General features: G+C 53.1%; 19 protein-coding genes. All 19 read left to right on the forward strand.

Going from position 1 to position 24487, the window contains the following annotated elements:
* A partial coding sequence (locus tag QME66_01035) for a transposase (protein MDI6807552.1) occupies positions 1-395 on the forward strand: 395 nt, incomplete at its 5' end.
* A 482-nt stretch (positions 396-877) separates the two neighbouring features.
* Entirely contained in the window at positions 878-2431 is a 1554-nt protein-coding gene (gpmI, locus tag QME66_01040; GenBank protein ID MDI6807553.1) for a 2,3-bisphosphoglycerate-independent phosphoglycerate mutase, read from the forward strand.
* A 1080-nt stretch (positions 2432-3511) separates the two neighbouring features.
* A complete protein-coding gene (locus QME66_01045; GenBank protein MDI6807554.1) occupies positions 3512-4594 on the forward strand; it encodes an ATP-dependent 6-phosphofructokinase in 1083 nt (360 codons plus the stop codon).
* 102 nt (positions 4595-4696) lie between these two features.
* The gene (locus QME66_01050; protein ID MDI6807555.1) at positions 4697-5182 is read left to right on the forward strand and encodes a GNAT family N-acetyltransferase; all 486 of its coding nucleotides are present in this window, start codon (positions 4697-4699) and stop codon (positions 5180-5182) included.
* Positions 5183-5529: 347 nt separating this feature from the next.
* Complete coding sequence (locus tag QME66_01055; GenBank protein MDI6807556.1) at positions 5530-6198, forward strand: hypothetical protein; 669 nt, start codon at positions 5530-5532, stop codon at positions 6196-6198.
* Positions 6199-6231: 33 nt separating this feature from the next.
* A complete protein-coding gene (locus QME66_01060) occupies positions 6232-6855 on the forward strand; it encodes a DUF1801 domain-containing protein (GenBank protein MDI6807557.1) in 624 nt (207 codons plus the stop codon).
* Positions 6856-6978: 123 nt separating this feature from the next.
* Positions 6979-7104 carry a hypothetical protein gene (locus QME66_01065; GenBank protein MDI6807558.1) on the forward strand — a complete coding sequence of 42 codons (126 nt, stop codon included), beginning with the start codon at positions 6979-6981 and terminating at the stop codon, positions 7102-7104.
* The gene (locus QME66_01070) at positions 7091-7549 is read left to right on the forward strand and encodes a VOC family protein (GenBank protein MDI6807559.1); all 459 of its coding nucleotides are present in this window, start codon (positions 7091-7093) and stop codon (positions 7547-7549) included. Before QME66_01065 ends, QME66_01070 begins: the two co-directional genes overlap by 14 nt.
* A 93-nt stretch (positions 7550-7642) precedes the next feature.
* Positions 7643-8119 (forward strand): (2Fe-2S)-binding protein, encoded by a 477-nt coding sequence (locus QME66_01075; protein ID MDI6807560.1) that lies wholly within the window; start codon positions 7643-7645, stop codon positions 8117-8119.
* A gap of 1 nt (position 8120) precedes the next feature.
* Positions 8121-10268, forward strand: a complete 2148-nt coding sequence (locus tag QME66_01080; protein ID MDI6807561.1) for a molybdopterin-dependent oxidoreductase — start codon at positions 8121-8123, stop codon at positions 10266-10268.
* Positions 10269-10424: 156 nt separating this feature from the next.
* Positions 10425-11462, forward strand: a complete 1038-nt coding sequence (locus QME66_01085) for a LacI family DNA-binding transcriptional regulator (protein ID MDI6807562.1) — start codon at positions 10425-10427, stop codon at positions 11460-11462.
* A 22-nt stretch (positions 11463-11484) separates the two neighbouring features.
* On the forward strand, positions 11485-15792 hold the full coding sequence (locus tag QME66_01090; protein ID MDI6807563.1) for a T9SS type A sorting domain-containing protein: 4308 nt from the start codon (positions 11485-11487) through the stop codon (positions 15790-15792).
* A gap of 170 nt (positions 15793-15962) precedes the next feature.
* Positions 15963-17132, forward strand: coding sequence for a hypothetical protein (locus QME66_01095; GenBank protein ID MDI6807564.1), 1170 nt, complete (start codon positions 15963-15965; stop codon positions 17130-17132).
* A gap of 263 nt (positions 17133-17395) precedes the next feature.
* Positions 17396-18274 (forward strand): hypothetical protein, encoded by an 879-nt coding sequence (locus QME66_01100; protein MDI6807565.1) that lies wholly within the window; start codon positions 17396-17398, stop codon positions 18272-18274.
* Positions 18271-19884, forward strand: coding sequence for a hypothetical protein (locus QME66_01105; GenBank protein ID MDI6807566.1), 1614 nt, complete (start codon positions 18271-18273; stop codon positions 19882-19884). Before QME66_01100 ends, QME66_01105 begins: the two co-directional genes overlap by 4 nt.
* A 5-nt stretch (positions 19885-19889) precedes the next feature.
* Positions 19890-22070, forward strand: coding sequence for a glycogen-binding domain-containing protein (locus tag QME66_01110; GenBank protein MDI6807567.1), 2181 nt, complete (start codon positions 19890-19892; stop codon positions 22068-22070).
* Between the two features lie 23 nt (positions 22071-22093).
* Positions 22094-22489: a glycogen-binding domain-containing protein gene (locus QME66_01115; GenBank protein MDI6807568.1), complete on the forward strand. Its 396-nt coding sequence runs from the start codon at positions 22094-22096 to the stop codon at positions 22487-22489.
* Between the two features lie 61 nt (positions 22490-22550).
* Positions 22551-23747, forward strand: coding sequence for a carboxypeptidase regulatory-like domain-containing protein (locus QME66_01120; GenBank protein MDI6807569.1), 1197 nt, complete (start codon positions 22551-22553; stop codon positions 23745-23747).
* The gene (locus QME66_01125) at positions 23744-24451 is read left to right on the forward strand and encodes a hypothetical protein (protein ID MDI6807570.1); all 708 of its coding nucleotides are present in this window, start codon (positions 23744-23746) and stop codon (positions 24449-24451) included. Before QME66_01120 ends, QME66_01125 begins: the two co-directional genes overlap by 4 nt.
* Positions 24452-24487 lie beyond the last annotated feature (36 nt).

Here is a 24487-nt window from a genome sequence, read left to right on the forward strand (position 1 = left end):
GTCGTATCGGTTTCCTCGATGTTCAGAATCATCAGAGATTGACTTTTCTCACCAATCACTTTCTACTCCCAGCTCTGACCATCGCCCAACTTTACAAATGCCGCTGGCAGGTCGAACTCTTCTTCCGCTGGATCAAACAACACCTGCGGATCAAATCGTTTTATGGAACATCCGAAAACGCTGTCAAAACTCAAATATGGACCGCCATTTCGGTCTATGTCCTGGTCGCCATCATCAAAAAGCAACTCAACCTGCAAATCAGTCTCTACACTTTTCTGCAAATCTTAAGCGTCACGATCTTTGAGAATCGTCCTATTTTACAAGTGGTTACGGATTTCAATGACCTGACCCAAGAAAGACATCCCCGTAACCTCCAGCTATTCTTGGACTTCTAATCGGACACCAGTGATGTAGGAAGCATCTTTTTTTGACTCAAGGGTTCTGGTCGTAAGGCCGGAACCCTCGTTTTTTTGTACACTCGCCAGCCGGTTACTCCTGGAGATGTCCTTTCCCTCCTGCCGAAAATGTCGATCCTTCTCGGACTTGCTCACTCGAATTTGTGAACTCGGCCTTCGGACGGGGCGTGCTCGCTCCGCTGTGCGCCCGTCGCTAAGCTCGTCGCTCCTGCTCGCCGCGACAGCGACCCTCAGACAGCACAAATTCGTCCCCTTCGGGGTCGTTCCCTCGTCCAGGAAGGGAGTCCAGAGATTTTCAGAAAGTCGGTTCAAGGACATCTCCGGACCGCCTGACAACTGCCCTCCTCACCGATGCCGGCCTGAGCCCCACGACCAGCAAGGCATTGTCCCGAAGTCGAGAGCTTTTCTTCTTGGGAGTTGTGTGGTAAGTTAGCACGCAGAAAGGATGCTCCAGTAACCGCATGCCGGAACACGTGCTAAAACCAGGTTTCCCCGTAATGCTTCTCGTCATGGACGGGTGGGGACTCGCAAAGGATGGCCCTGGAAATGCGGTCTCACTCGCCAGACTCCCGAACATGAAGTTTTTCGGGTCCAATTTTCCATGCTCCAGGCTCCTGGCTTGCGAAGGAGCGGTCGGACTTCCCCAGGGTCAAATGGGTAACTCAGAGGTCGGCCATCTCAACCTGGGGGCGGGAAGGATTGTTTATCAGGAGTTCACAAGAATCGACAAGGCCATCGAGGACGGGTCCTTTGTCAGAAACGAACAATTCCTTAGGGCAATAGATCATGCCAGGAAAAGCGGTTCTTCGCTTCATCTGATGGGGTTGGTTTCGGACGGAGGAGTTCACAGCCATGTAAGACATTTGAGCGCGCTCCTTGGTCTCGCCCTCAAACGCGGTATGGAGAAAGTATTCATTCACGCCTTCCTTGACGGGAGAGATGTCCCACCGAAAAGCGCATTGGAGTATCTGGGAACGCTTGAAGATGACCTGAAGAAGTTGCGAAGCGGAAAAATAGCAACCGTGATGGGGCGCTACTACGGCATGGACAGGGACAAGAGATGGGACAGAGTAGAGAAGGCTTTTGATGCGATCGCCCGTGGCAGCGGAATCAAAGTGAAGACCTCGCTGGAAGCCGTCGAACGCGCCTACGAGAGGGCAGAAACCGATGAGTTTGTCTTGCCGACGGTCATAGAGACTACGGAAGGGAAACCGGTAGGACCTGTGAGTGAGCATGACTCAATAATATTTTTCAATTTCAGGCCCGACAGAGCCAGGGAGATAACACGAGCGTTCACAGAGATCAAATTCGATGGATTTGAGAGGAAGCGAATCTACAGTGACCTCTGTTTTGTCTGCATGACTCAATACCAGGCGGGAATCCCGGCTGCAGTCGCTTTTCCCCTGGTGGAGATAAAGGATACGCTTGGCGAGGTGCTTTCGAAGCGAGGCCTGACCCAGCTTAGAATCGCTGAGACCGAGAAGTATGCGCACGTGACATTCTTTTTCAACGGTGGAGATGAGAAAGCGTTTCCTGGAGAGGACAGATTCCTGGTGCAATCTCCGAACGTTGCAACTTATGACCTTATGCCCCAAATGAGTGCCTACGGTGTGGCCGATGAGGCAGAGAAGCGGATTCTCTCCCGGTCTTACGATTTCATAGTTTTGAACTTTGCCAACGCGGACATGGTTGGGCACACTGGCGTTATCCCGGCTGCAGTCGCTGCGGTCGAGGCCGTTGATGAGTGTGCAGGACGAATTGTGAGTGCTGTTCAGGGCCTTGGCGGGACTGCCTTCATAACTTCAGATCATGGAAATGCCGACGCGATGCTGGATGAGGAAGGAAAGGAGCAGACTGCTCACAGCATGAATCCTGTTCCCGCCATCCTTGTCTCTCGGAAAAAGTTCAAGGGCCTGAGAGACGGAATTCTTGCTGATGTTGCACCGACCGTGCTTGATATTATGGGCATAGAGAAACCGCCCGCAATGACAGGTCAATCCCTACTAATCCGCTGACCACTGAAACAAATCCCCACGCTCACGGAATTCGTCGCGGGCTCAAGCCGGCAGGCGACACGGATGTTCATCGCAGATCCGCTAGCGCAAAATCTCTCAATCGGACACTGGTTTTCCCCCAAAATGCAAGAGGACACCTTCCTGCCACTGGCTTACACCAACCAGCCATTCCACCCGGAGACGGCGAGAAAGATTTTTGGAATAGATTCGCAACTCTTTCGGTTTCCATGATATTGGAAGCCGTTGAAGAGTCGAATTCACTGTCCAAGACAACATGGTTCGTGAGCTGGCTTATTCGTGGCACAAGGATTGCTCAACTCTCCTAGTGAAGCACGCCATTGAAGTGGTCGAACGAGGCACCGACTACGGGGCGGGACAACCCGCGCGCGAGCGCGGGTCCTGAAAAGAGATGGGGTGGGGTGACGAAAACGACACCCGAGACTTTCACAGCATGCTCCACCCCAGTTTCAATAGAATCCCTGCCGTGTTCGTGATTGACTAGGACGTGGGCTGATCCTGTAAAAAAGAAATCGAGTTGCACGCATTCCTTGCGCACGACACTAGCGGGGAAATTTTGAAGGGGCAAGCAATTGCCCCTTTTTCATTTCTCAGGCCACATAACTCATCCGGTCACGATCTATGACTCGCGTCGGCATCGGTTCCCCGGCACGAACTCGACTGCGCTTCCGGTGCTCGTCAGCCACTCGCTCTTCGAGATGTCCGTTCCCTCCTGCCGAAAATGTCGATCCTTCCTCGACTCGCTCACTCGAATTTGCGAACTCGACCTTCGGTCTCAGACAGCGCAAATTCGCCCCTTCGGGGTCGCTCCCTCGTCCAAGAAGGAAGTCCAGAGATTTTCAGAAAGTCGGTTCAAGGACATCTCGCGACCGACGCCACCGAACAACGATCCTCCAATTTCTTGCGGCTTGACAGACGGAAGTGTGGGGGCGTAGAAGGATAGAGCGCGCCGTGAAAGCGACGAGCATTCTTCATGCCTTGCAGACGTCCGTTGTGCGACACAGGTAGTTGGCGCCGGGCAGCAGAACTAAGCTGTCGGGATTTTCGAGAAAGGCTGGGCCGATGAAAAAGATAGCGATACTGACCGGGGGTGGAGATTGTCCTGGGCTTAATGCGGTGATAAGGGCGGTCGTGAAAACCGCCTACCATGACTATGGAGTGCCCACCGTCGGGATCAAGGATGGATTCAAAGGTCTGGTGGAGGGCAGATGGAAAGACCTCAAAGAGAGCGATGTTTCCGGAATTCTCGATAAGGGCGGCACCATCCTGGGAACTACGAACAGGGACGACCCGTTTCACATAAACAGGATTGTGAACGGGAAAGAAGTCAGTGTGGACGAGTCGGACCGAGTGGTATCGAATCTTAAGGAAATCGGTGCGACGTGCCTCATTGTGGTCGGCGGAGACGGTTCCCTCAAGATTGCGAGCGAGCTATGCGCAAAGGGTGTTCCGGTGGTCGGCGTTCCGAAGACAATTGACAACGACCTTGAGGCAACCGACATCACATTCGGTTTTCACACTGCCGTGGCGACTGCGACTGAGGCGATTGATAAGCTTCACACGACTGCGGAATCTCACCACAGGATAATGCTTCTTGAAGTTATGGGAAGGTACGCAGGCTGGATTGCAATCGAGTCCGGACTTGCCGGCGGAGGCGATGTAATCCTCATCCCGGAAATACCTTTCAAGATCGGGAAGATCGTGGAGACAATTGAAGGTAGGATAAAAAGGGGAAGAGGATTCAGCATAGTTGTGGTTGCGGAGGGTGCCCATGCCGAGGGTGAAGAGATGACTTTCGGGCGCACAGTGAAAGGAAGCCCTGAGCCGAAGAGGCTCGGCGGAGTCAGCATCGGACTTGCCCAGAAACTCGAAGAAGCAACCGGCTATGAGACGAGAGCCACAGTTCTGGGACATCTCCAGAGGGGTGGTTCACCAACACCTTTTGACAGAATTCTGGCCACCAGGTTTGGCGCTCATGCCGCTTCTCTAGCGATTAGTGAAAGATATGGGACGATGTCGGCATTGAAAGGTGAGCGGATCAAGGAAGTCCCTATCTGCGATGCAATCGGAAAGATGAAGAAGGTAGACCCAAACGGTGATCTCGTAAAACTCGGGCGCTCCCTTGGCGTCAGTTTTGGCACCTAAAATAGTGACAGGCACCTATTTTTTGGCCCCGATGTTCTGAGAAATGGAATCGGTGCATGACCCGCGAGTGAACGGTCACTTACCTGGCCTCGAGAATTCACGATGACATTCGAAATCCGAGAACTGAACGAAAGCCATAAGGACTGGGCAAGGCACCTGCTCGAAGAGTGGTGGGGGTCAAGCAAGATTGTAACCCGCGGGAGAATCCATGACGCCGACGCTCTCCCTGGGTTCGTTGCTGTCGAAGAAAGCAGGCCGGTCGGTCTTGTCACATACCGAATCGAGAACAAAGAGTGCGAGATCGTCTCGATGAACAGCTTGGTCGGAGGGAAGGGAGTTGGTTCAGCACTGATTGCCAATGTGAGAGATGTCGCCACCAGGGCACAATGCAGTCGGCTCTGGCTTATCACAACAAACGACAATCTTGCTGCGCTGCGTTTCTACCAGAAACGAGGTTTCGTACTTGCCGCTGTCCACAGAAATGCCCTTCAGGAATCGCGCAAGCTCAAGCCCACAATTCCCATGGTCGGATTGGATGGCATTCCTTTGAGGGACGAGATTGAACTCGAGATTCTGCTCCGGGGATGACTGGATGGGGGGAGTTGAAAGCCTGGCCAAGGTTGGCAAACTCCCCGGCTCACAGAATGCAGTGCACCAGCAAGAAATCCATTGCCCGTTTGAGCATTCCTCTGACCCTCACAGTGCTTATCCAGTCACCTAGTGACCGCACGCAGTACAACCCGGGAAAAGACAAAACGACCCGTCACTCCAACTAGATTTGAGAAGCGAGATTACGGCTTTCTTGCGGCCAGCGTGAGTTTAGGTTATGCTGCGCCGTCGCAGTGTTTATCATGTTATTCTTGCAGTATACATTTTGTCACACGTTGGGAGAGACGCAGGCAGCTGCGGCTGCCTGCTGAGCTATGGAGGGTGCGATGAATTTGAGAAGGGCGCTTTTGATTGGGCTGGTTGCGGGACTTGTAATGGGATTCGCTTTGTTCTTGACAGGCGCCATGGCTTCCCGAGTGGTCTATGGGCCCCAGTTGGCGCCAGAGGGCAAGTTCGAGCCGGAGAAGCTCAACGCGTGGTACTTTCTGTGGACCAAGCTCGTTATTGGCGCGGTCTTTGGAATGCTGGTCGCCGTGTTCTATGGGAAGCTTCCCCTGTCAACACGCATCCAAGGTGGATTGTCTGGAGCGAAGTACGCGTTTGGACTTTGGGTGATTGTCTCCGTCTGGAGTCTTAGCCATCGCGTTGCCTACGAGACTCTTGAAACGCAAAATCAGATCTTCTGGCTGCTCTATACGCTTGGGGGCTTCCTGGGCCTTGGCTTTGGATTCGGGCGTGCCTTGAAGAGATGGGGATATCGCGCTTCTACGGGGTCTGAAGTGACGAAGAACGTGAAACTCGCGCTTCGGGCAGTGGCTATGTCTCAACCTTCGCACGCGCCGGATTCAAGACCGTTGCTTACCGCACGCCGCTCGCCCGATTATGCGCCACGATCCCAAGGCTATCGCGCCATGAGCTTCCTCGATCACCTAGACTGCAAAAGCAAGAAAGCCGAACAGGCGGATCCAGGCAACCGGGTTTCGCCCTGTGCCTGATCCTTGACGATAGCGCTCAAAAAGGAGATTGATATGAAGCATGATCAGAATAATGAACCAGCAACAAACGTGGGTAACTACCTCGCGACGCTTCCTCAGGAGGTAAAGGCCACTCTTGAAAATCTACGCCAGGCAATCAAAGCCGCAGCACCGAAGGCCGAAGAGGTCATCAGCTATCAGGTACCGACTTACAAATATCACGGGCCATTGGTCCACTTTGTCGCGCGCAAGAACTATTGCAGTTTCATTGTGGCAAGCAAAACAACCTTGACAACATTTGAAATCGACCTTAAAGCCTATGATACTTCCGGGACAACCATTCATTTCTCGGTTAGAAAGCCGCTTTCTGCCTCACTCGTCAAGAAGATCGTTAAAACGAGGATAAAAGAGAATGACAATGCTAAACGTGCTGAGGTAGCATCAAAATGGTCAGCTCAATATCACTCCGATATTAAACCGGAACAGATCAATTGTACAGGTTGTAAGTCTGATGGAGTTAAATTCGGCTTCACAGAGCATGTGTGCGAAATCAGAAAATGCAATATTGAAAAGAAGACCCCGCATTGTGCCGCTTGCAGTATGTATAAATGTGAGAAATTGGTAAGATTCATTCAGTTAGCCCCTCAAATAGGTACAGCCTTAGAGGCATTGCGGTGAAAACCAGGAACCAAGAGGATTCGCTAGCAACCGGGTCAACCTGAGCGCGAGGAGCTCGGCGTTGCTACGCGGAAAGGTCATTGGCGCGCCAGGTAGGCCGCGCCGTTAGACAGGAGAATGAACATGAAGAAGCAGAAGTTCAGCCCGGAACGACCGGATAGGCTCGCTGACAAGTCAATATTCACCGAGACAATGGTCGAGATGAGTTGGATTGATGTCAAGAAGGAGGCCCAACATGGCTCCTTCTAAAGTAAAGTATGTCCACACTAATCTGACGGGTTGCGACTGGCGACGGCTGGTCAGCTTCTACTGCGACGTGTTTGGCTGCGTTTCCAAACCGCCGGAGCGTGACCTCTCCGGCGACTGGCTGGACCTGCTTACATCACTCGAAGGTGCGCGCGTGACCGGAGTGCATCTTCGCTTGCCCGGATTCGGGGACGATGGACCGACGCTGGAGATTTTTAGTTACGATCAGATGCTCGAGGGAAGAATTCCGGCCACGAATGAACCGGGGTTCGGACATCTGGCATTTTCAGTCTGCGACGTCGATGAAGCGCTTCGTGCAGTTCTGGCGCACGGTGGGAGTGCCGTGGGAGAGGTAACCACGACGCGAGTCCCGGGAGTCGGGGTGCTTCACGTCGTCTATGCGCGGGATCCGGAAGGGAATATTATCGAGCTGCAGAACTGGAGTTGACGTTATTCAATCAAGAAGATAGATATAGGGCGAAAGACGAAGGGTAGTGGTCATTAATCGCACTGTGTCTTTCTTGACTACAAGGAGACGATCATGGAAGAAAATGTTCAGTTCAAACTGAATGGAAAGCCGGTAAGACTTACAGTGGACAGTGACCGGATGCTTCTGTGGGTCTTGCGGACCGACCTGGGGTTGACAGGAACAAAGTATGGGTGTGGCGAAGGCTATTGCGGCGCCTGCACGGTCATTGTCAACAATGAAGCAGTCCGCTCTTGTCAAACAGCCGTCAAAGATGTTCGAGGCAAGGAGGTTGTTACCATCGAGGGATTAGCCAAGGACGGCCAACTGCATCCCTTGCAGAAAGCGTTCATGGAGAACGACGCCATGCAATGCGGGTATTGCACGCCCGGCATGATCATGAATGCCTGCGCATTGCTGCGGAAGAACCTCCGACCTTCGGTCTCACAGATAGCCGAAGGCATGGACGAAAACTTGTGCCGCTGCGGGTCCCACAATCGGGTTATTCGTGCCATCCAGGCGGCATCTAAGGAAGCCGGGGGAGGGTTCTGACATGAAAGACGAACAGGAATTCGAACTCGACCTCACTGAGGAAACGTCAGTTTCTCAGATGAGCCGCCGGCAATTTCTCAAGATAACAGGCGGAGGGATTTTTCTTTTCTTCACAATCGGTGACCTGACGGCTCTCGCGCAACAGAGACAGGGGTTTCGTCTTCCTACCGATTTCAACGCTTTCCTGAAAATCGGAGAAGACGGTCGCGTGTCATGCTACACGGGCAAGATTGAGATGGGGCAGGGCGTGTTCACTTCTCTGGCGCAGGAGCTGGCTGATGAGCTGGATGTCTCTCTCGACGTCGTGGACATGGTCATGGGGGATACCGACCTCTGTCCCTGGGACATGGGAACCTTCGGCTCTATGACAACGCCCTACTTTGGACCGGCACTCCGGGCTGCCGGCGCAGAAGCGAGGCAGGTCTTGGTGGAGATCGCTTCGGAGCAGCTCAAGGTATCAGCGGACAATCTGACGACTCAAAATGGCGTCATTTTTGACAAGACGAATAGACAAAATCAGATTTCCTACGCTGAGCTGGCCAAGGGCAAGAAGATTGAGCGTCACCTTCCGGGTGTGCCCAAGAAAAAGCCGTCAGAGTTCAGGATCATGAGCAAGCCGGCATTGCGTAGAGATGCCCGGGAAAAAGTCACAGGTGAGGCAAAGTATGCCGGAGACATTCAGCTTCCCGGAATGCTGTACGCAAGAATACTCCGGCCTCCGGCGCACGGTGCCAAGCTCGTGGATGTCGACCTTTCTGAGGTTAACCAGGTGAAGGACGTCCAGATTGTCAGGGAAGGCGATTTCATTGCTGTCTTGCACAAGCATCCGGATTCGGCAGAGATTGCCTTATCGAAAATGAGGGCAAAGTTTGACGTTCCTCAGTCTAACCTCGATGAAAGGAACATCTTCGAACATTTACTTAAAGTTGCTCCTGAAGGCACGGTCGTGGCAAAGGATGGCAATCTTCAGGCGGGGGAGAGCGGGTCAAGAGCAGTCATTGAGGAAACCTATCTGAACGACTACATCGCGCACGCGCCAATAGAACCACATACGGCCGTTGTTAGCATCGAAGGGAACAAAGCAACCGTTTGGCCTTCATCTCAAACGCCATTCTCGGTCAAGGAGGAAGTTGCGAAAGAGCTTGGCTTTCCTTCCGCAAATGTGCGAGTCATATCACCCTTCGTCGGCGGCGCCTTCGGCGGAAAGACGAGAAATCTTCAGGCCGTAGAGGCCGCCCGGCTGGCAAGACTGAGCGGGAAACCGGTCCAAGTTGCCTGGAGCAGGAAAGAGGAGTTCTTCTACGATTCCTTCCGGCCTGCTGCTATCGTCAAGATAAGGTCCGGCATTGCAGGCGGAGGGAGTATTAGTTTCTGGGACTACTATGTCTATTTCGCGGGCGAGAGGGGGTCAAAGCAGTTCTATGCCATCCCGAACCACAGCACCGTCGCCCACAATCCAAGCTGGACAGATGCTCCCGGCTCTCATCCTTTTGCCACCGGACCGTGGCGAGCGCCCGCAAACAATACGAATACGTTTGCAAGAGAATCCCAGATAGACATCATGGCCGCGAAGGCAGGGGTGGATCCTCTGGAATTCCGGTTGCAGAACTTGACTGACAAGAAGATGCAGCGCGTCCTGCAGACTGCAGCGGAAAAGTTTGGATGGATGCCGGGCAGGGCACCGAGCGGCAGGGGCTGCGGTATCGCGTGTGGAATAGACGCCGGAACATATGTTGCCACGATTGCTGAGGTGGGGGTTGACAGGACGACTGGCGGCGTTCGGGTGAAACGCGTCGTCTGCGCCCAGGATATGGGATTAGCCATTAACCCGGAAGGTGCTGCCCTTCAAATGGAGGGCTGCATAATGATGGGACTTGGGTATGCTCTGACCGAGCAGATCCATTTCAAGAATGGAGAGGTCCTCGATCTCAATTTTGACTCTTACGAGATTCCGCGGTTTTCGTGGTTGCCCAAGATAGAGACGGTCATCATCGATAACAAGGATTTTGATTCGCAAGGCGGCGGCGAGCCGGCGATAATCACAATGGGGGGCGTTCTTGCCAATGCCATCTATGATGCTGTCGGTGTGAGACTTTTCCAGCTCCCGATGACTCCGGCCAGGGTGAAAGAGGCCGTGAAGAAGGGATAGGCCCCTCACCCTACCCTCTCCCCAACGGGGAGAGGTTAGTGAGGGGGCAGGATGCACGAAACGCTTGTCAGAGAGGGGAAATTCTGGTAATATATCACTGATTTTGTTCTTTTTTTGTTGGTTGTTAGACCGCTCCACCACTTCCAAGAGCTTAGTTTGGGACCGAAGAGAAGCCCTACAATCAGAGACGTCGCGCGGATAACGGGTGTTTCGCGTTCAACTGTCTCACTCGTGATCAACGACTCACGAAGGATAAGCGCCCCAACCGCAGGGAAAGTTCTCGCCGCGATCAGGGAGCTCGGTTACGAACCGAACGTCATGGCGAGAGGACTTGCCAGAAGAAGGGCAAAGATGATCGCCATTCTGGTCCCACAAATCTCCTCACACGTTTTTTCCGACTTCTATTTCTCCGAAGCAATCAGCGGCATCAGCGATGCACTCAGCCGCAGGGGATACAGAATGCTCATTGAGATAGCGACCGAGGATTTTCTTAAGGAGGGCGAGCATCTCAAACTCTTCAGGGAGAGGCAGATTGACGGAATGCTCCTTCTTGGCACTCTGGACACGGACAGGTACATCGTTGAGCTTTCAGAAAAAGGCCACCCGCTCGTCCTTGTAAACAGTTCACTCGACGGAATTCCCTGTGTTCTTGCAGACAATCTCTCCGGGTCAAGGGTGATGGTGAATTACCTTGCTTCGCTGGGTCACAGGCGAATAGCTTTTATCGGAGGTCTTGAAAGCACGACTGTCGGCATGGATAGAACACTTGGCTACAAGGCAGGTTTGAAGGAATCCGGAATCAGGATAGATAGCAGGCTCATCACTTATGGCAATTACTCCGAAGAGAGCGGCTACGATTGCATGAGAAAGCTCTGGAGCGCAGGCAGCAAACCTACCGCAGTCTTTGCTGCAAACGACATGATGGCAATTGGAGCGCTTAAGTTTCTGAGGGAAAGAGGGATTAAGGTCCCGCATGAGATGACGGTAGTTGGGGCAGACGACATAAAGCTCGCTTCCTATGTCGAGCCGCCCCTAACGACCATCAGACAGCCGATGTACGAAATAGGAAGACTTGCCACCGGCATGCTGCTCGAAGGGTTATCCGGCAAGCGCGGCCGAAATAGAGAGACTGTAAGGACAGAGCTGGTAGTAAGGTTATCGTCAGCTCCTCCGTCATCAGACGGCGGAGCCTAGGACAGACTGGGGGGTGCATCTGATGAAAACTGCGGCTAATGTTGTGCTACGGGAAAATGAACTCGGGACGGGCTCGACCCCCCGCATTCCGGGGACTAGGTCTGCGAGCAAGAAGTCATTGTTCTCCCTGAAAGCGCTGCTTTCGGTCTGCCTTCTTGTGCCGCTCGCGCTAATGACATTTGAGAGACAGTGTTTCTCCGGGACAACCGCTCCTGTCTCTGAAGACCTTCTTGCCTTGAGCTCTCCCGGAATGTGGCAGAGGGAGACTCTCGCTGGCATTGACAAGGCTCTCGACTCGCGATCAGGTGCATCGTCGGACATAATTGCCGTTTACATGTCGCCTGAAGGCGGGAAACTCAGGATCCGGGTCAGTCTGCTCTCGATGACAAGCATCGCCTCAACTGAGAATTCATTTGAGAAGGAACGAGCCGGAGTAGGACTGCTTTTTGACTATGCAGATGGCGGTTCAGACAGAATTCCTCTCGTCGCGGGAAGCGCCTCCCCGGTCCTCTGGGAAAGATCAGTGCTCCTTGCAAGCGGCGGCAAGGCATGCTATCTGAATGAGTACAGCCCTTCTGAATCGCAGCGAGCTCCGAAAGAGCAGGGTTTGACGCCTGGGGCTTCCGGAATATTCCCAGAGAAAGACATGGCTGTCGCATCTTTCCCTGATGACGGCGTTTCGAAGTCAGCCAGGATTTTCGTGTACACCACAGTGGATGGAAGGATTTCGGACTATCTGCTTGTTGAGCCGAATTCGATTCTGACCTACGAAGCGAACTGCGCATTTTTCCATCACGGGAACCAGGCCTTAGCGTACACAAACGTTTTTCACGGCGAATCCGGAAGGGAAGCAGACAGCGGATTCGATGAGACACTTGAGGTTCACCAGTCCACCGGCATCCCCGGAAATTTCCATCTGTCCGGTCTTCTTCAGACAAGCGCAGAGTGGGACGCAAGAACAGGCGACCCGCAGGATTTCAATGCATGGCTCAGGGCTGGTGTGACGGCAGGGTGGGCCGGCATGGGGACATCTGCATATGCCCAGAACATCATGCCTTTCTCGCGGAACGAAATGAATGACTGGGCTGTCGAAACCATGACGCAGATGACGAACTGGCGTTATGGATACTATCCGAGAGTCGCTTGGGTTCCTGAGAGGACATGGCTCTCGCCTTCGACCTATCCGAACGCAGGCGTCAGCGACTGGATTGGGGACAACTGGACGAATCACGGAGTATATGCAGTGATTCTTGACGATAATGTTCACGGTCAGGGATATGACAATCATCAGATCCACACAATGTCAGGCTCCTCCCTGAAGGTCATCCTGAGGGACAACGATTTCACCGGAAAGATGCACGCCGGCGACGGCGCTGGCGCCTTTGCAATTCTTACCAATCTCGCGAATTCGGGACTCGGGCCATATCGGATCGTGACCTACGCCGACGATTGGGAAATGGCTGCTGAGATAGGCGAGTGGGCAACGTCAATGCCGAATGCCAAAGAGACTTATGACTGGATGATAAACAAGTGCCAGACCGAGAGCTCATGGGTACACGTCTGGAAGCTTGCCGATGCAATCTCGAACGGCAATTTCAACGGCTCGCCTTCGATGTCCGTAACAAATGGTTCCCATCCCTCCATTGGCGGGACTGACGGCTATGGCGGAGGGAACAACGGCTGGTACACCGATTGGGCGGCATACATCCCCTGGGTGAACGGCGGGGACGGATACGGGAATTGCGATGCAAGGGGCGGAAACTGCAAGAATTTCGGAACAATCTGGAATGATGCATACAACGCTCTCATGGCTGCGCCCAACAACAGCATCTCTCAGGCGGGATGGTACGTGCTGATGACAAACCTCTTTGAAACCGCGTGGCACGATTACATGGGCGGCCCGATAAGCGGTTGGGAAATGAAACATTCAACACACATTAAGAACGCATCGACCTATGCAGAGGCGTCGAGGTGGGCGGGAGGACTCTATGCAAACCCGACAGGTGCTTACCTCTCTGACATAGACAATGACGGTTATCAGGAACTCATCATGTACAACAACCGGATTCTTGCCGTGTTTGAATCGGTCGGTGGAAGGGCCGTAAACGTCTTTGCCAAGGGCTCCGGGTACTGTTATCCGGTGATTGGAGTCGACAACGTTTACTGGTATGGGACTGAGGCAGACTACAACGACGGGAACCACGTCGGCGCATTGAGCGACGTTGGTCCTAATTACCAAAACGACGACTACACGATGGCTGTCTCCTCGGGGAGCGGAAACACGGTCTCTGCAACGTTTTCACACTCAGGTGTCACCAAGAAAGTGAGCCTTACACTGGGCGATCCTTATCTTGATGTTATCTACCAGGTCGGCGGAAATACGCAGTACATCCAGACAGGTTTCTCACCTGATCTGGTTGACTTGATCTGGAACGCCCGCCTGGACAGGATTTGGGACCCGGGCGTCGCCTACATGGGGCAAAGAAACCCCAACACCGGTGCGACTTGCACATATGTCACCGGGACGGGCGGTGCCTCGCACAACAAGGAGATAAGCGGGAGAATAATGAACGGCGACGAAATACGGGGGACGGAAGCATTCGAGTTCTTCGTGTTCGGAGGCTACACGCCGACGCCGGACCCTCAGGGCAACATTGCAATGCTCGATTCCCTTGCGCTCATTCTCACCGACAGGGTGCCGCCACAGGTCGTCACGTCGAATTATTTCCCCGGGACTGACGTTCTGACTGTTGGGTTCACTGAAACCGTCTCAAAGTCGATTGTGAACATCACGGGATTCGCTTTTGACGACGACCATGACGGAGTTGCCGAGGCAAGGCTTACATCAGGCTCAACCGTCACGAATCCGGCTAACGCCAGAGTTCTGACGATACAACTGTCATCTTCCGATGCAGCGGCATTTGAAGCGCTCACCAGAGATTCACTCCTGCTTCTCATGGATCAGAACACAGTCGTTGACATGAGAGGGAATGGAAATGCTCAGGTCACGAATCTCGACATGAAGAGGATCTATTTCGGAGCACAGACTTCGATCACCATTGACGGGAGAATCGACTTCGCCGAGTGGGACAAGTGCAAGATGATCGTCCCTGATTCGCTTGATTCGCAGTGGACGTCGTCGAATGAAATCGACGCCCTGTACGCGACCTGGGATTCGACCTATCTTTACCTCGCGCTCGACGGGATTGTTTACGCGAACAGCTGGCTCATATATCTCGACACTGATCCGGGCGGCCCTCTGGGGGAGACCGACCTTAGGAACATAAACTACTGGGATAGAAATGCGCTCTTCACGGCCCCGGGATTCAGGGCCGACTTTCAGTATGGAGCTTACCAGCACCAGGGGCAGTGGGATTCCAACAGCTTCTACAGCATCGAATCCCCGACAGTGGCAGTAGATTCGACCAGGGCGATAATCTGCGCGTTCGACCCGAAACATAACTTCGGGCAAGCAGGCGGATCAGAGCTTGCCATACCCTGGAACGTGCTTTATGGATTGGGAGCCGGCAGGGTGCCTGCGAACTGCGGGGTCTCAATTGTCGCGTCACTTGCCTGGGATGAAGGAGACTTAGGCGGAGACTCCGCTCCCAGTAACGTAAGCGCGACTCTTCCGACCGTCGACCATGTCTTTACGTTCACTGTAGACTCAAACGGCGATGGGTACCCTGACCCGATAGACAGGACTGGACCTCAGATCACGAATGCAGCCGGGACAAACGATACGACTGTCACAGTGACTTTCAACGAGCCGCTTGATGAGACGTCGGCTGAGACTACCTCCAACTACACGATATATGAAACCGTGATTCCATCAAATACTATTCAGGTCAAACTTGCGACTTTGCTCGGCGACAAGAAGACAGTCTCTCTCAGAACGGGAAGACAGAGCGCGGTGAACTACACTGTCTCAGTATCCGGTGTCAAGGACGCTACCTGTAACGCGAATCAGATAATACCGAACAGTACATTCCAGTTTAGCGGATACACATCGGTTTCCCTGCCGGGCAACCTTGTTGATTCCAGAGTTCCGGTGCTGTTCCAGAACTTCCCGAATCCTGTGCAGAACGGGACGCTTATCGTCTTTCACTCTCCACTGGATCTAAGGGTCGAGAAGGCCATTGTGAGAATAGTCTCTCCGACCGGAAGGCTGATCAGGGAGCTGGAAAGCAACGTATCGGGATCCGGCATCTGCTCTGTTTCCTGGGACGGCAGAGATAGTAGTGGAAAATTGTGTCCGTCTGGTTTATATATTTACACGCTCAAACTGGGTAACTTTGTTCAGACAAAAAGACTCGTTGTAGTACGCTAGGCCGAAAGACTCCTCGCGAAAAGGGTTCTCCTTCGAGACGGCTGGGAAAGGGGATTTGTCTGTCTCTTCTCGCTGCCAGGTCACTATCGTCACACCATCACGACACAGCCAGATACATCTCCCCTGGGATCCTGTTTCCCCCATTCATCTTTGTCCTCTCGGCGCTTCTCATGACACCATCGCTTCATGCGGCTACCGGAAAAGACAGGGGTAAGACCATAGTGATTGACGGTTACTCCAGTGATTTTCTTCCCGAAGAGGACGTCTTTGGGTTGAGTCCGGGCGGCCAGCAGCAGGAATCGTCCGGTGACTCGAAGTGGGGAGTGAACAATGACATCAATCAGATAAAACTTACATGGGACAAGGATAGCCTTTTTGTCGCGGTGGACGGGATCTGCTGGGACAACAACATCATTCTTCTCATGGACTATATGCCCGGGGGCCTGACGGACATGACAAGTGTCAATGCGTGGAGAAGAAATTTCTTCTTCTCAGGCGGGTTCAAGCCGGATCTGTTTCTTGCAACATGGGACAAGAACTCGACGCCACAGATTTGGGAAGCCACCGGCCCATCCAGCGTGACTCAGATTGCTTCAACCTCGTTTCGTTCAGTCGCCACATTTTTTTCCGGAGAAACAGGGAGATCGATGGAGGCCGCGATTCCCTGGTCTCTTCTATTTGATGGCAGTACGAGGAAGCTTAACCCTGCGACCGGCGACACCATGTACACGGTTCCTTCCTACTTTGATTCCACGTTCAAGTTTCTGGCCGTCTTGACCGGAGGAGCTGACGGCACGAGCGGACCGGATGCAGCACCCGACAACCTGGACGGGATGACAGTCGATTCGTCGCAGCCGGTTACCCTCGACAATTTCGCTTTTATTTCCCTCGACTGGAACAAAGATGGGTTTGTGGACTTCGGGGTCTCCATAAGGGATTCCATCAATTTCAAGGTCCAGCCGCCCGTCGTGGGCATAAGGCTTAAGGCTGGAGGCATTTCTCTGAACAGGAATGCATTCTCTCCGGCGGCAGGAGAGATGCTCACATTCTCTTTTGACATTCTTCCCAGAGGGTCTTCAGGCAGGACAACGGCAGTGACTGCGGAAGTCTATGACATGAGCGGAAAAAGAGTGAGGCAGCTCTGCGAGAATTCTTTGAGGGATGCCGCAAATCCAAGAAACGACGCCGACGGAATCCCGGTAACCACCGACGTGTGGGACGGAAGGGGAGAAGATGGACACTTCGTCCCTTCCGGTATATATATATTGAGGATCACTGCAGGTGCGCCAAACACCCCCGGGAACAACAGGTTAAAGAAAGCGTTTCTGGTGCTGAACTGACACAATGGAGAACAGGTCTATTTCTATGATGATGGTCACTCAAGGCAATGCCTCATCGCTGGCTCCGCTCCGGGATGACCCATCTATAGGCTCGCCAGGCGGGGAATCCCTGCCCCTTCCAGCCTCTAGAGGGCTGGTTTTCCCCTTCCTCGCTCGCCAAGATGGGTTCCCCATCCCTCCCGCGAAAGCCAGCTCACGGGTCATTGCCTTGAACGAACATCTACGTACCGATATCATCATTTTCTCAGGCAAGGAATTAGGTCATGTGTCCCCGAATTGACGTCAAGGCGAGAGTTAGCGGTCTATTCGTCCTCATGCTTCTTGTTAGTGCCGGGAACGCCTACGGTTTTTTCGAGCATGCTGAGTACGGTGCAAGACCCGTCGGCATGGGCAAGGCATACACTGCAGTTCCGGGTGATGTTCTCTCGATTCTGTGGAATCCGGCCGGGCTAGGGTTCCTTGACACAAAGGAGATTTATCTTTCGGGATCGAGACCTTACATGGTAGAAAATTTGTCATCGGGGTTCGCCGGATTCGGCATGCCGTTGGGTACTCTGTCATGCGGGCTCGGATGGAGTCACACAGGAGTAACCGGGCTCGTGGGCGAGGACGAATTCATCTTGTCCCTTTCGACGGCTCCATTGGGTGACAAGGTGACAGTGGGCGGGAATGTGAAGCTAATGAGAGTAGGTCTCAATCCCTCAGTCGCCAATTCGCCCATGGTAACTGCTTCAAGTGAAACAAGACCGTCTGCGGACGTTGGGGTACTCTGCAGATACAACAGGAAGCTTCTGTTTGGCGCTTCTTTCCATGACATTCTTGAGCCTTCATTTGATTTCGTCAGCGACCCGCTCGGCGCCGCGACAAAAGTAGAAAGAAGCGAGCGATACGGAGTGTCATGCATGTGGCATCCAAGTTCGACGGTCTCTGCCGACGGCGAGCACACACGTGGAACGTGGACGCTCAACCTGGGCGGCGAACTCTGGTTCTACGATGTCTTTGCGGTGCGAACCGGGATTTCGCGTGGTGAGCTGGCAGGCGGAATCGGCATTAAAGGACAGGGTTGGGAGGCATCGACTTCATTTCTTACGCACAGGCTTCTCGGAAACTCATACATCTTCTCATTTCGGGTATTCAAGTGAAGAAGCTCATGGGATGGAAAAGAGCGTTTTCCTGTGCGCATATGGTCCTCACGTCGCCGTCTTTCGGACAGGCCGTCATGAGGAATGCCGTGGTCCTGCTTCCGGTCTGGCTGTTGATAATGATCTGTCCACTGGCCGTAGAGGGTGCCACGAAGGCCGAGGGTTACTATGAGCTCAATCTCGACGTGAGAAAACAGGACAGGTCGTTCAGGTGGGACTTCGACTCGAACCATTGGGACACACAGTCCAATTTCGAGCTCCGGTTCCTCTCGACTCCGAGGCCGAATACTGAGGCATTCATCAAGACGCATGCCGAGTGGGACCCAGGTAACAACAGCGACCCAAGACCAGGATTCCAATTCACGGAGGGGCACGCGAAGTACAGGTTTGAGAGAGGAAAGAGGGGGTTTGAAACCATTGCGTTTTCGAGAGAACGGCGCTATTGGATTGACAACCATCTGATAGGGCTGGTCTATGAAGACAGGGCTTCGGACAACGGGAACGCACAGGGGATGAGGACAGACATCTGGGGCTTTGGTGGAGCGAGTATGTCCTATATCCTGTCCGACTTCAGCGGACAGAGCACACCGGGCACGGGAAGCCTGCCAAACGAGCCGGTAAATACCGATAATGCGCACATCGTAAGGGTGAGAAAACCTTTCATGCGTGATGATGTGAGAACAGGTTTGACATTCATCAGAAAGGAGAACAGATTTGCGGGATCGCGGGGTTTCTTTGAAGTCTATTCAAGTGATGTAAGGATCATGCTCGGCCTCACAGACATTGGAATAGAATATGCCCAGAGCAGACAGAGCGAGGACATTGTTGTCGAGAGGCAGGGCCTAAGACCAAAAGAGCTCACCAAGAAGAAGCTCTCAGACGCGCTTCCGACCGACGGCGCTCTCAAGCTTGAGATAAGAAGCATAAAGATAGGGACTCCTGTCACGGGCTATTACCAGATTGCCCCGAGCTACAGGGCACTCGGAAGGCACTATAAGAATGACATCGGAGACGGGACGAGAGATGAAGTTGGTTATTACATAAACTCGTGGTATCTTCTTCCCAAAAGAGCGGTCACGCTCACTCTCAACCATGGAGAGTACAGGAAGTCCTACGACGAGAAAAAGTTCGTCACGGAATGGTACGGAGAGGCATACACGGAATACGTCAACGGTTTTACGAGCAAATTCTACTACAGGGACAGAAAAGAATCGAACAGGACCGTCTCCACAATACCCGAGATAATAAGGAACCGGGACGTCCTTGGAGAAATGTCGGTGCAGAGCAATCTCGCATGGCTCAGAGTGCAATTCAAGATCAAGGACATGGGAACAGTTTTCAGAAAAGAACTTTTTTCAACAGAGACAAGCGTGAACATTACAAAGAATACGAAAGTCTATAACAGATTTGTCTTTGGAAATGATCCGACCAGAACAAGAACGGCCTATTTCTCTCAGATTCAGTACAGGCCAAAGCCCAACATGGAGATTTTCATTCAGTACGGGCCGTGGTGGATTGGCGATTCGCCAAACCCCGTTGACGACGGTGACCTTGCAGGAAGCAGTGAGAACAAGGACATAATAAAGGTAGTGACAAGGAGCTGGTTCTAGTATCGATGAGAGGTGACGTGACTCATTCAAGGTCTCTCAGGTTCTTAATCGCGATCGCTACCGTTCTCATTTTGGCTGCCTTGTGGACAGGGCCATCGTCTGCCTCTCTTTCCGTAACACCCGGAGGCATAAAGTTCACTTACACGGATGCCAATGCCAAACAGGTCTTTCTGGCAGGAGACTTCAACGGGTGGAATACTTCGTCGCTGCCGATGACGAAGTCCGGAGATACATGGTCGGTGGTTGCGAAGCTTGCTCCAGGTCAGCATGAGTACAAGTTCTTTGTGGATGGAAACTGGGTTGCCGACCCGGACAATCCAGTTACAGTTGGCGGCTACGGGAATTCGGGAATTCAGATCGCAGCCGACGGCTCAATCCTCGAGGCCCTTGCACGAACCGGGCGCAATCTCAATTCGAAGTTCAACGTGGCCGGGAGGTATCTTGGAACCTACGTCATACAGAAGAATCTGAGCGAAGGCGGCTATTTCGATCTCATCAAGCCCGATCACGATATCGACGTGGACCTCACCGTTGAAATAAACGAGAACATGAACGCACATGCGCTAACGAACATACACAACAACGCCGAGAATATCGAATCTTGGAAAACACACCTCAATTTCAACAGGGGACACATGGAGCTCGCTCTGCCTGAGATTTACCTCCTTGCATACGACAATGAGGGGACACCCGGTTTTGGTGATTCGCTTCACGTCCTCGGAGACGTCGGGATATATCACCACGGTTTCGGCTACAACACACAAGGGCTCTTTGTGAAACGGAACTTCCCGTTCGGCCTGGAGCTTAGCGGCATCTATGCAGATGACTCAAGGACAGGAGGAACGGCGAGACCTGCATATACGGTCCTTTCAACAAACAAGAGAAATATCAGAAGCATGGTCTCGGAAGGCTCCACGGTCCTCTTGTGGTCCGCCTATGCCAACCGTGCTGCTGAGAACATCGGAGGTGTGAGACTGACGAGACACTTCGGAGACAAGTTCGTGGTTGGCGGCCTCTACAGAAACGACAGAGGCTTCAACTTTGGGAGCCTCACTGAAATGACCTACCATACGGACACGACCGCCGCGACAGACGCTGAGAAACTCGTCGGCCAGGGCACAGGTTACGAGGTCATTATGGGAAGCGAAGCCCTGGGGTGGGACGCTTATTTGAAGGTCGGAAAGGCAATGAGGTTCTTCGGCGAGTACGCAGAAGGGACTTCCAGGATAAACGCCCAGAGAAAGTACGCGATCTCGAAGGCCGTCTCAAAGCCGGATTCCTCCGGCATGACCGTCGAGATTGGCGATTATGAGACGTCCAGGAAGAATTGGACTTACGACTCAAGTGCGAGATGGATTTTCGGGTGTGAGCTGGGCGTAAGTGCGGATGCGTCATTCATGGTATCAGTCGAGTCGGAGAAGCACAGCTTCAACGATTTTGCTCTTGATGGTTTCACCGCAACTCCGTCGCTTTCTCCCAATCCCGATAGCATTCCGGCGGTCTCAAGTTCAAGGCTCGGGGCAAAGGTCAGAACATCGCTCAAGGTGTGGCCGTTTTTCCTTGAGCTGAGCGGCGAGGAGCATCACTTCAAGTATGATTCTAGGTCTCACTGGGGAAGCCAGATGTGGTTTGACTATGTCAACTTCTGGCTGGATGAACACATCCTGAGCTACGACAAGATGACACTGCTTGGTGGAACCGATGCTCTGATTCTAAAACCGTCTGCAAGGCTCTTTCTCGATTCACAGTCAAGAAACTGGCTCGAGTATGCAGGGACGTTCTCGGGCGCCGGCTTCAGCTACAGGCCCAGCTATATTGAGACACTGATAAGGTCCAAGTTCTGGTTTTCCAGGACTCTCTCACTCTACAACGATGCAAGATTCGCCAGCTACAACCACAAGGGACTTTCTCTTAAGAAAAGCTTCTTTTCGAATTTCGTCGAGCTGGGCCTTGAGTGGTCAAAGCAGGTAAGGCTTGAATTCGGATTCGGAGTCGATCCTTATGTTCTGGATGAGGTTCTGAATGAATACACATACATTGGGAGGGACATGTTCCTTTTTGGGAAGAGTGCTGACGCTATGACTGCGGTGACAAACTACAAGAACATAGGGAAGATAATTGAGGATGCCGAGAACTCAATGAGCAGGGAGAGAAGGATAAGCGTTGAGGCGAAGCTCAGGTTCTAACACATGTTCCCGGGAAGAATGACATGAGGGCGATACTTGGTTTCTCTCTTATCTTCGGCCTTCTTATCTCCGGGTGCACTGGCCTGGGTTTCATAAAGCCGCGCCTTGATCCGCCTGCGAGGGTTCACGGCGGCTATCTCTTCAAGTTCTATGTGCCGTATGCAACGGTTGTCCAGCTTGCGGGTAACTGGGAAGACAACAACTGGCTGGCTGGAAATGCTCAGAATGCAGGAACGAGGATAGGCGAGATGCAGGACTCCGAGAAGGACGGGGTGTGGACTATAGTCGTGAACCTCGCCCCCGGGCGATACCAGTACAAATTCGTTATTGACGGGCAGACGTGGAAGGAAGACCCGAACAATCCCGAGAAGACAGACGACGGTTACGGCGGGTTTAACTCTCTTTTCATCGTGAAGTGATGGCCGGCGATAGGTTCATTGACCCTGTAGGACAGGCGTTCGGATTGGGATGGTGAATAAGATGAAGAAAGCGTATTCCCTGACAAGCATGGCAGTCCTGGTTGCGGGTGTTCTCTTCGCACTTGCATTCCTTTCATGCACAAAGGATCCACCTTCTCCTGTGCTCAATCCGCCCGGAAAAGCCTTCCTCACAAGGTTCCAGACGATACAGCTGACGGGGAGTTTCAAGAATTGGAGCCTTGATGTCACGAGTATGTCCCTTGTCGGCGATTATGTTTGGGAAGAGAAGGTCTCGCTTACAGCCGGCGACATCGGATTCAAGTTCCTGATAGACGGTAACGGGTGGGCCGACGTGTTTGGGAAAACCAATGCGGAGAAAACGCTGGCTGGGCCCGTGGAAAGAATGGGCGACGTGTACGGAGCCGACCTCAAGGCGACAATTCCATCATCGGGTGTTTGGGTTTTCAGGCTCTATGAAGACCTGTTGAGATACACGATTACCCCGTCGGTCTCCGTTACTGGTGCGATTAGCGGCAAGCTTACCTTCAGTCACGATGGTACCGCGCCTTTCCCGAAGGCAACTCTTACGGCTTACAAGGTGACATCGCAGGACACTACGACGTCGGCCATTTCCGAGTCCGATACTCTTACGGGCGATTTTGCTCTCTCAGGGCTTTCCGATGGAAGCTACTTTGTGAGAATCCAGGCGGCTGCATACAGGGACACAACGATTGCCGGCATTACTGTGTCTGGCGGCGGAACGACTAACATTGGAACGGTTGCGCTTCAAAGAGTGGCATTTGTGGGCGGGTGGCAGAAGCTTCAGCTTGTGGGCGATTTCCCGCAGAGCAATTGGACCCTTGCCCAGTCACCCTACATGGCTCTGATTGCCGATTCTACCTGGAGCGTCACAATATCTCTTTCGGCGAGCACTATTCAATTCAAATTTGTGCCGAGAGGCGATGGCACTTGGGATCCATCTTATGGGACTAGCAGCGGCCAGACAGGGTTGACCGGTCCGACAAGTCTTGTCTCCGGAACCGGCACGCACCTCACAGCTGCGATACCGTCCACAGGCAATTGGAAGTTCGTTCTTCATGAGAAGGGGTATTTGGGGAGTTCAACTCAGGCATGGTACGAAATTTCACCGGCTACGGTCCAAGTGACCGAAAAGGGAAGTGCTGCTGGTACCTCTGGGGCTGATTTGCGCCGCGCGAGAGTGCCGGCGAAGATTTTGGAAAGGGGGAAGACGCGATGAGGAGATTTGCGGTCCTGGCTCTGCTGTTTTGCGTTGGCTGTCATGCCGGACTGAAGATAGGTGTTGACAAGGGAGGAACAGCAAAGGCCAAAGGTCCGGTTGAGGTGGAGGGGGGCGTTTTGTTCAGCTTCTCGGCACCCGATGCAAAGTCAGTCAATTTGGCCGGCGAATTCAATTCGTGGTCAAACAGTCAGACCCCGATGAGTGATCCTAACCATACCGGAGTGTGGCAGGTAACCATCCCTCTGGAAGCGGGAAAGTATGCCTACAAGTTCGTGATTGATGGCGGGGTCTGGCAAGAGGACCCGAACAATCCAGAGAAAACCGATGACGGCTATGGCGGTTTCAACTCAGTGGTCAACGTCGGAAAAGGTGCGGCGGCCAAGAAAGTCGCTCCTGCTTCGCAAGCAAGTCCATCACTCAGCCCGCCAAAGCAAGTCCAGGGCGGGATCCTCTTCAGATTCTATTCGCCTGGCTCGAGCGTTGTGTATCTTGCCGGTGAGTTCAATAGTTGGTCGGCTTCAGCTCTTCCGATGGCCGACCCCGACAAGGACGGTATCTGGGAGGTCATTGTGCCGCTCGCGCCGGGGAGGTACGAGTACAAGTTCGTGGTTGAGGGAAGGGACTGGAAAGAAGATCCGGGCAATCCGGACAAGGTAAGCGATCCTTATGGAGGATCAAACTCCGTTCTGACCGTTGAGTAGAAGCGAGAATCATCAGCATCCGAACGGTCATCTGAA

The sequence above is a fragment of the Candidatus Eisenbacteria bacterium genome (assembly GCA_030017955.1).
Classification (GTDB): domain Bacteria; phylum Eisenbacteria; class RBG-16-71-46; order JASEGR01; family JASEGR01; genus JASEGR01.

What these genes read in the sequence shown, in the direction of transcription:
- QME66_01080 (MDI6807561.1), top strand. Translation starts at nt 8,121, where the DNA reads ATGAAAGACGAACAGGAATTCGAACTCGACCTCACTGAGGAAACGTCA.
- QME66_01045 (MDI6807554.1), top strand. Translation starts at nt 3,512, where the DNA reads ATGAAAAAGATAGCGATACTGACCGGGGGTGGAGATTGTCCTGGGCTT.
- QME66_01095 (MDI6807564.1), top strand. Translation starts at nt 15,963, where the DNA reads ATGACACCATCGCTTCATGCGGCTACCGGAAAAGACAGGGGTAAGACC.
- gpmI (MDI6807553.1), top strand. Translation starts at nt 878, where the DNA reads ATGCCGGAACACGTGCTAAAACCAGGTTTCCCCGTAATGCTTCTCGTC.
- QME66_01065 (MDI6807558.1), top strand. Translation starts at nt 6,979, where the DNA reads ATGAAGAAGCAGAAGTTCAGCCCGGAACGACCGGATAGGCTCGCTGAC.
- QME66_01115 (MDI6807568.1), top strand. Translation starts at nt 22,094, where the DNA reads ATGAGGGCGATACTTGGTTTCTCTCTTATCTTCGGCCTTCTTATCTCC.
- QME66_01055 (MDI6807556.1), top strand. Translation starts at nt 5,530, where the DNA reads ATGAATTTGAGAAGGGCGCTTTTGATTGGGCTGGTTGCGGGACTTGTA.
- QME66_01070 (MDI6807559.1), top strand. Translation starts at nt 7,091, where the DNA reads ATGGCTCCTTCTAAAGTAAAGTATGTCCACACTAATCTGACGGGTTGC.
- QME66_01075 (MDI6807560.1), top strand. Translation starts at nt 7,643, where the DNA reads ATGGAAGAAAATGTTCAGTTCAAACTGAATGGAAAGCCGGTAAGACTT.
- QME66_01090 (MDI6807563.1), top strand. Translation starts at nt 11,485, where the DNA reads ATGAAAACTGCGGCTAATGTTGTGCTACGGGAAAATGAACTCGGGACG.
- QME66_01100 (MDI6807565.1), top strand. Translation starts at nt 17,396, where the DNA reads ATGTGTCCCCGAATTGACGTCAAGGCGAGAGTTAGCGGTCTATTCGTC.
- QME66_01110 (MDI6807567.1), top strand. Translation starts at nt 19,890, where the DNA reads ATGAGAGGTGACGTGACTCATTCAAGGTCTCTCAGGTTCTTAATCGCG.
- QME66_01125 (MDI6807570.1), top strand. Translation starts at nt 23,744, where the DNA reads ATGAGGAGATTTGCGGTCCTGGCTCTGCTGTTTTGCGTTGGCTGTCAT.
- QME66_01120 (MDI6807569.1), top strand. Translation starts at nt 22,551, where the DNA reads ATGAAGAAAGCGTATTCCCTGACAAGCATGGCAGTCCTGGTTGCGGGT.
- QME66_01060 (MDI6807557.1), top strand. Translation starts at nt 6,232, where the DNA reads ATGAAGCATGATCAGAATAATGAACCAGCAACAAACGTGGGTAACTAC.
- QME66_01050 (MDI6807555.1), top strand. Translation starts at nt 4,697, where the DNA reads ATGACATTCGAAATCCGAGAACTGAACGAAAGCCATAAGGACTGGGCA.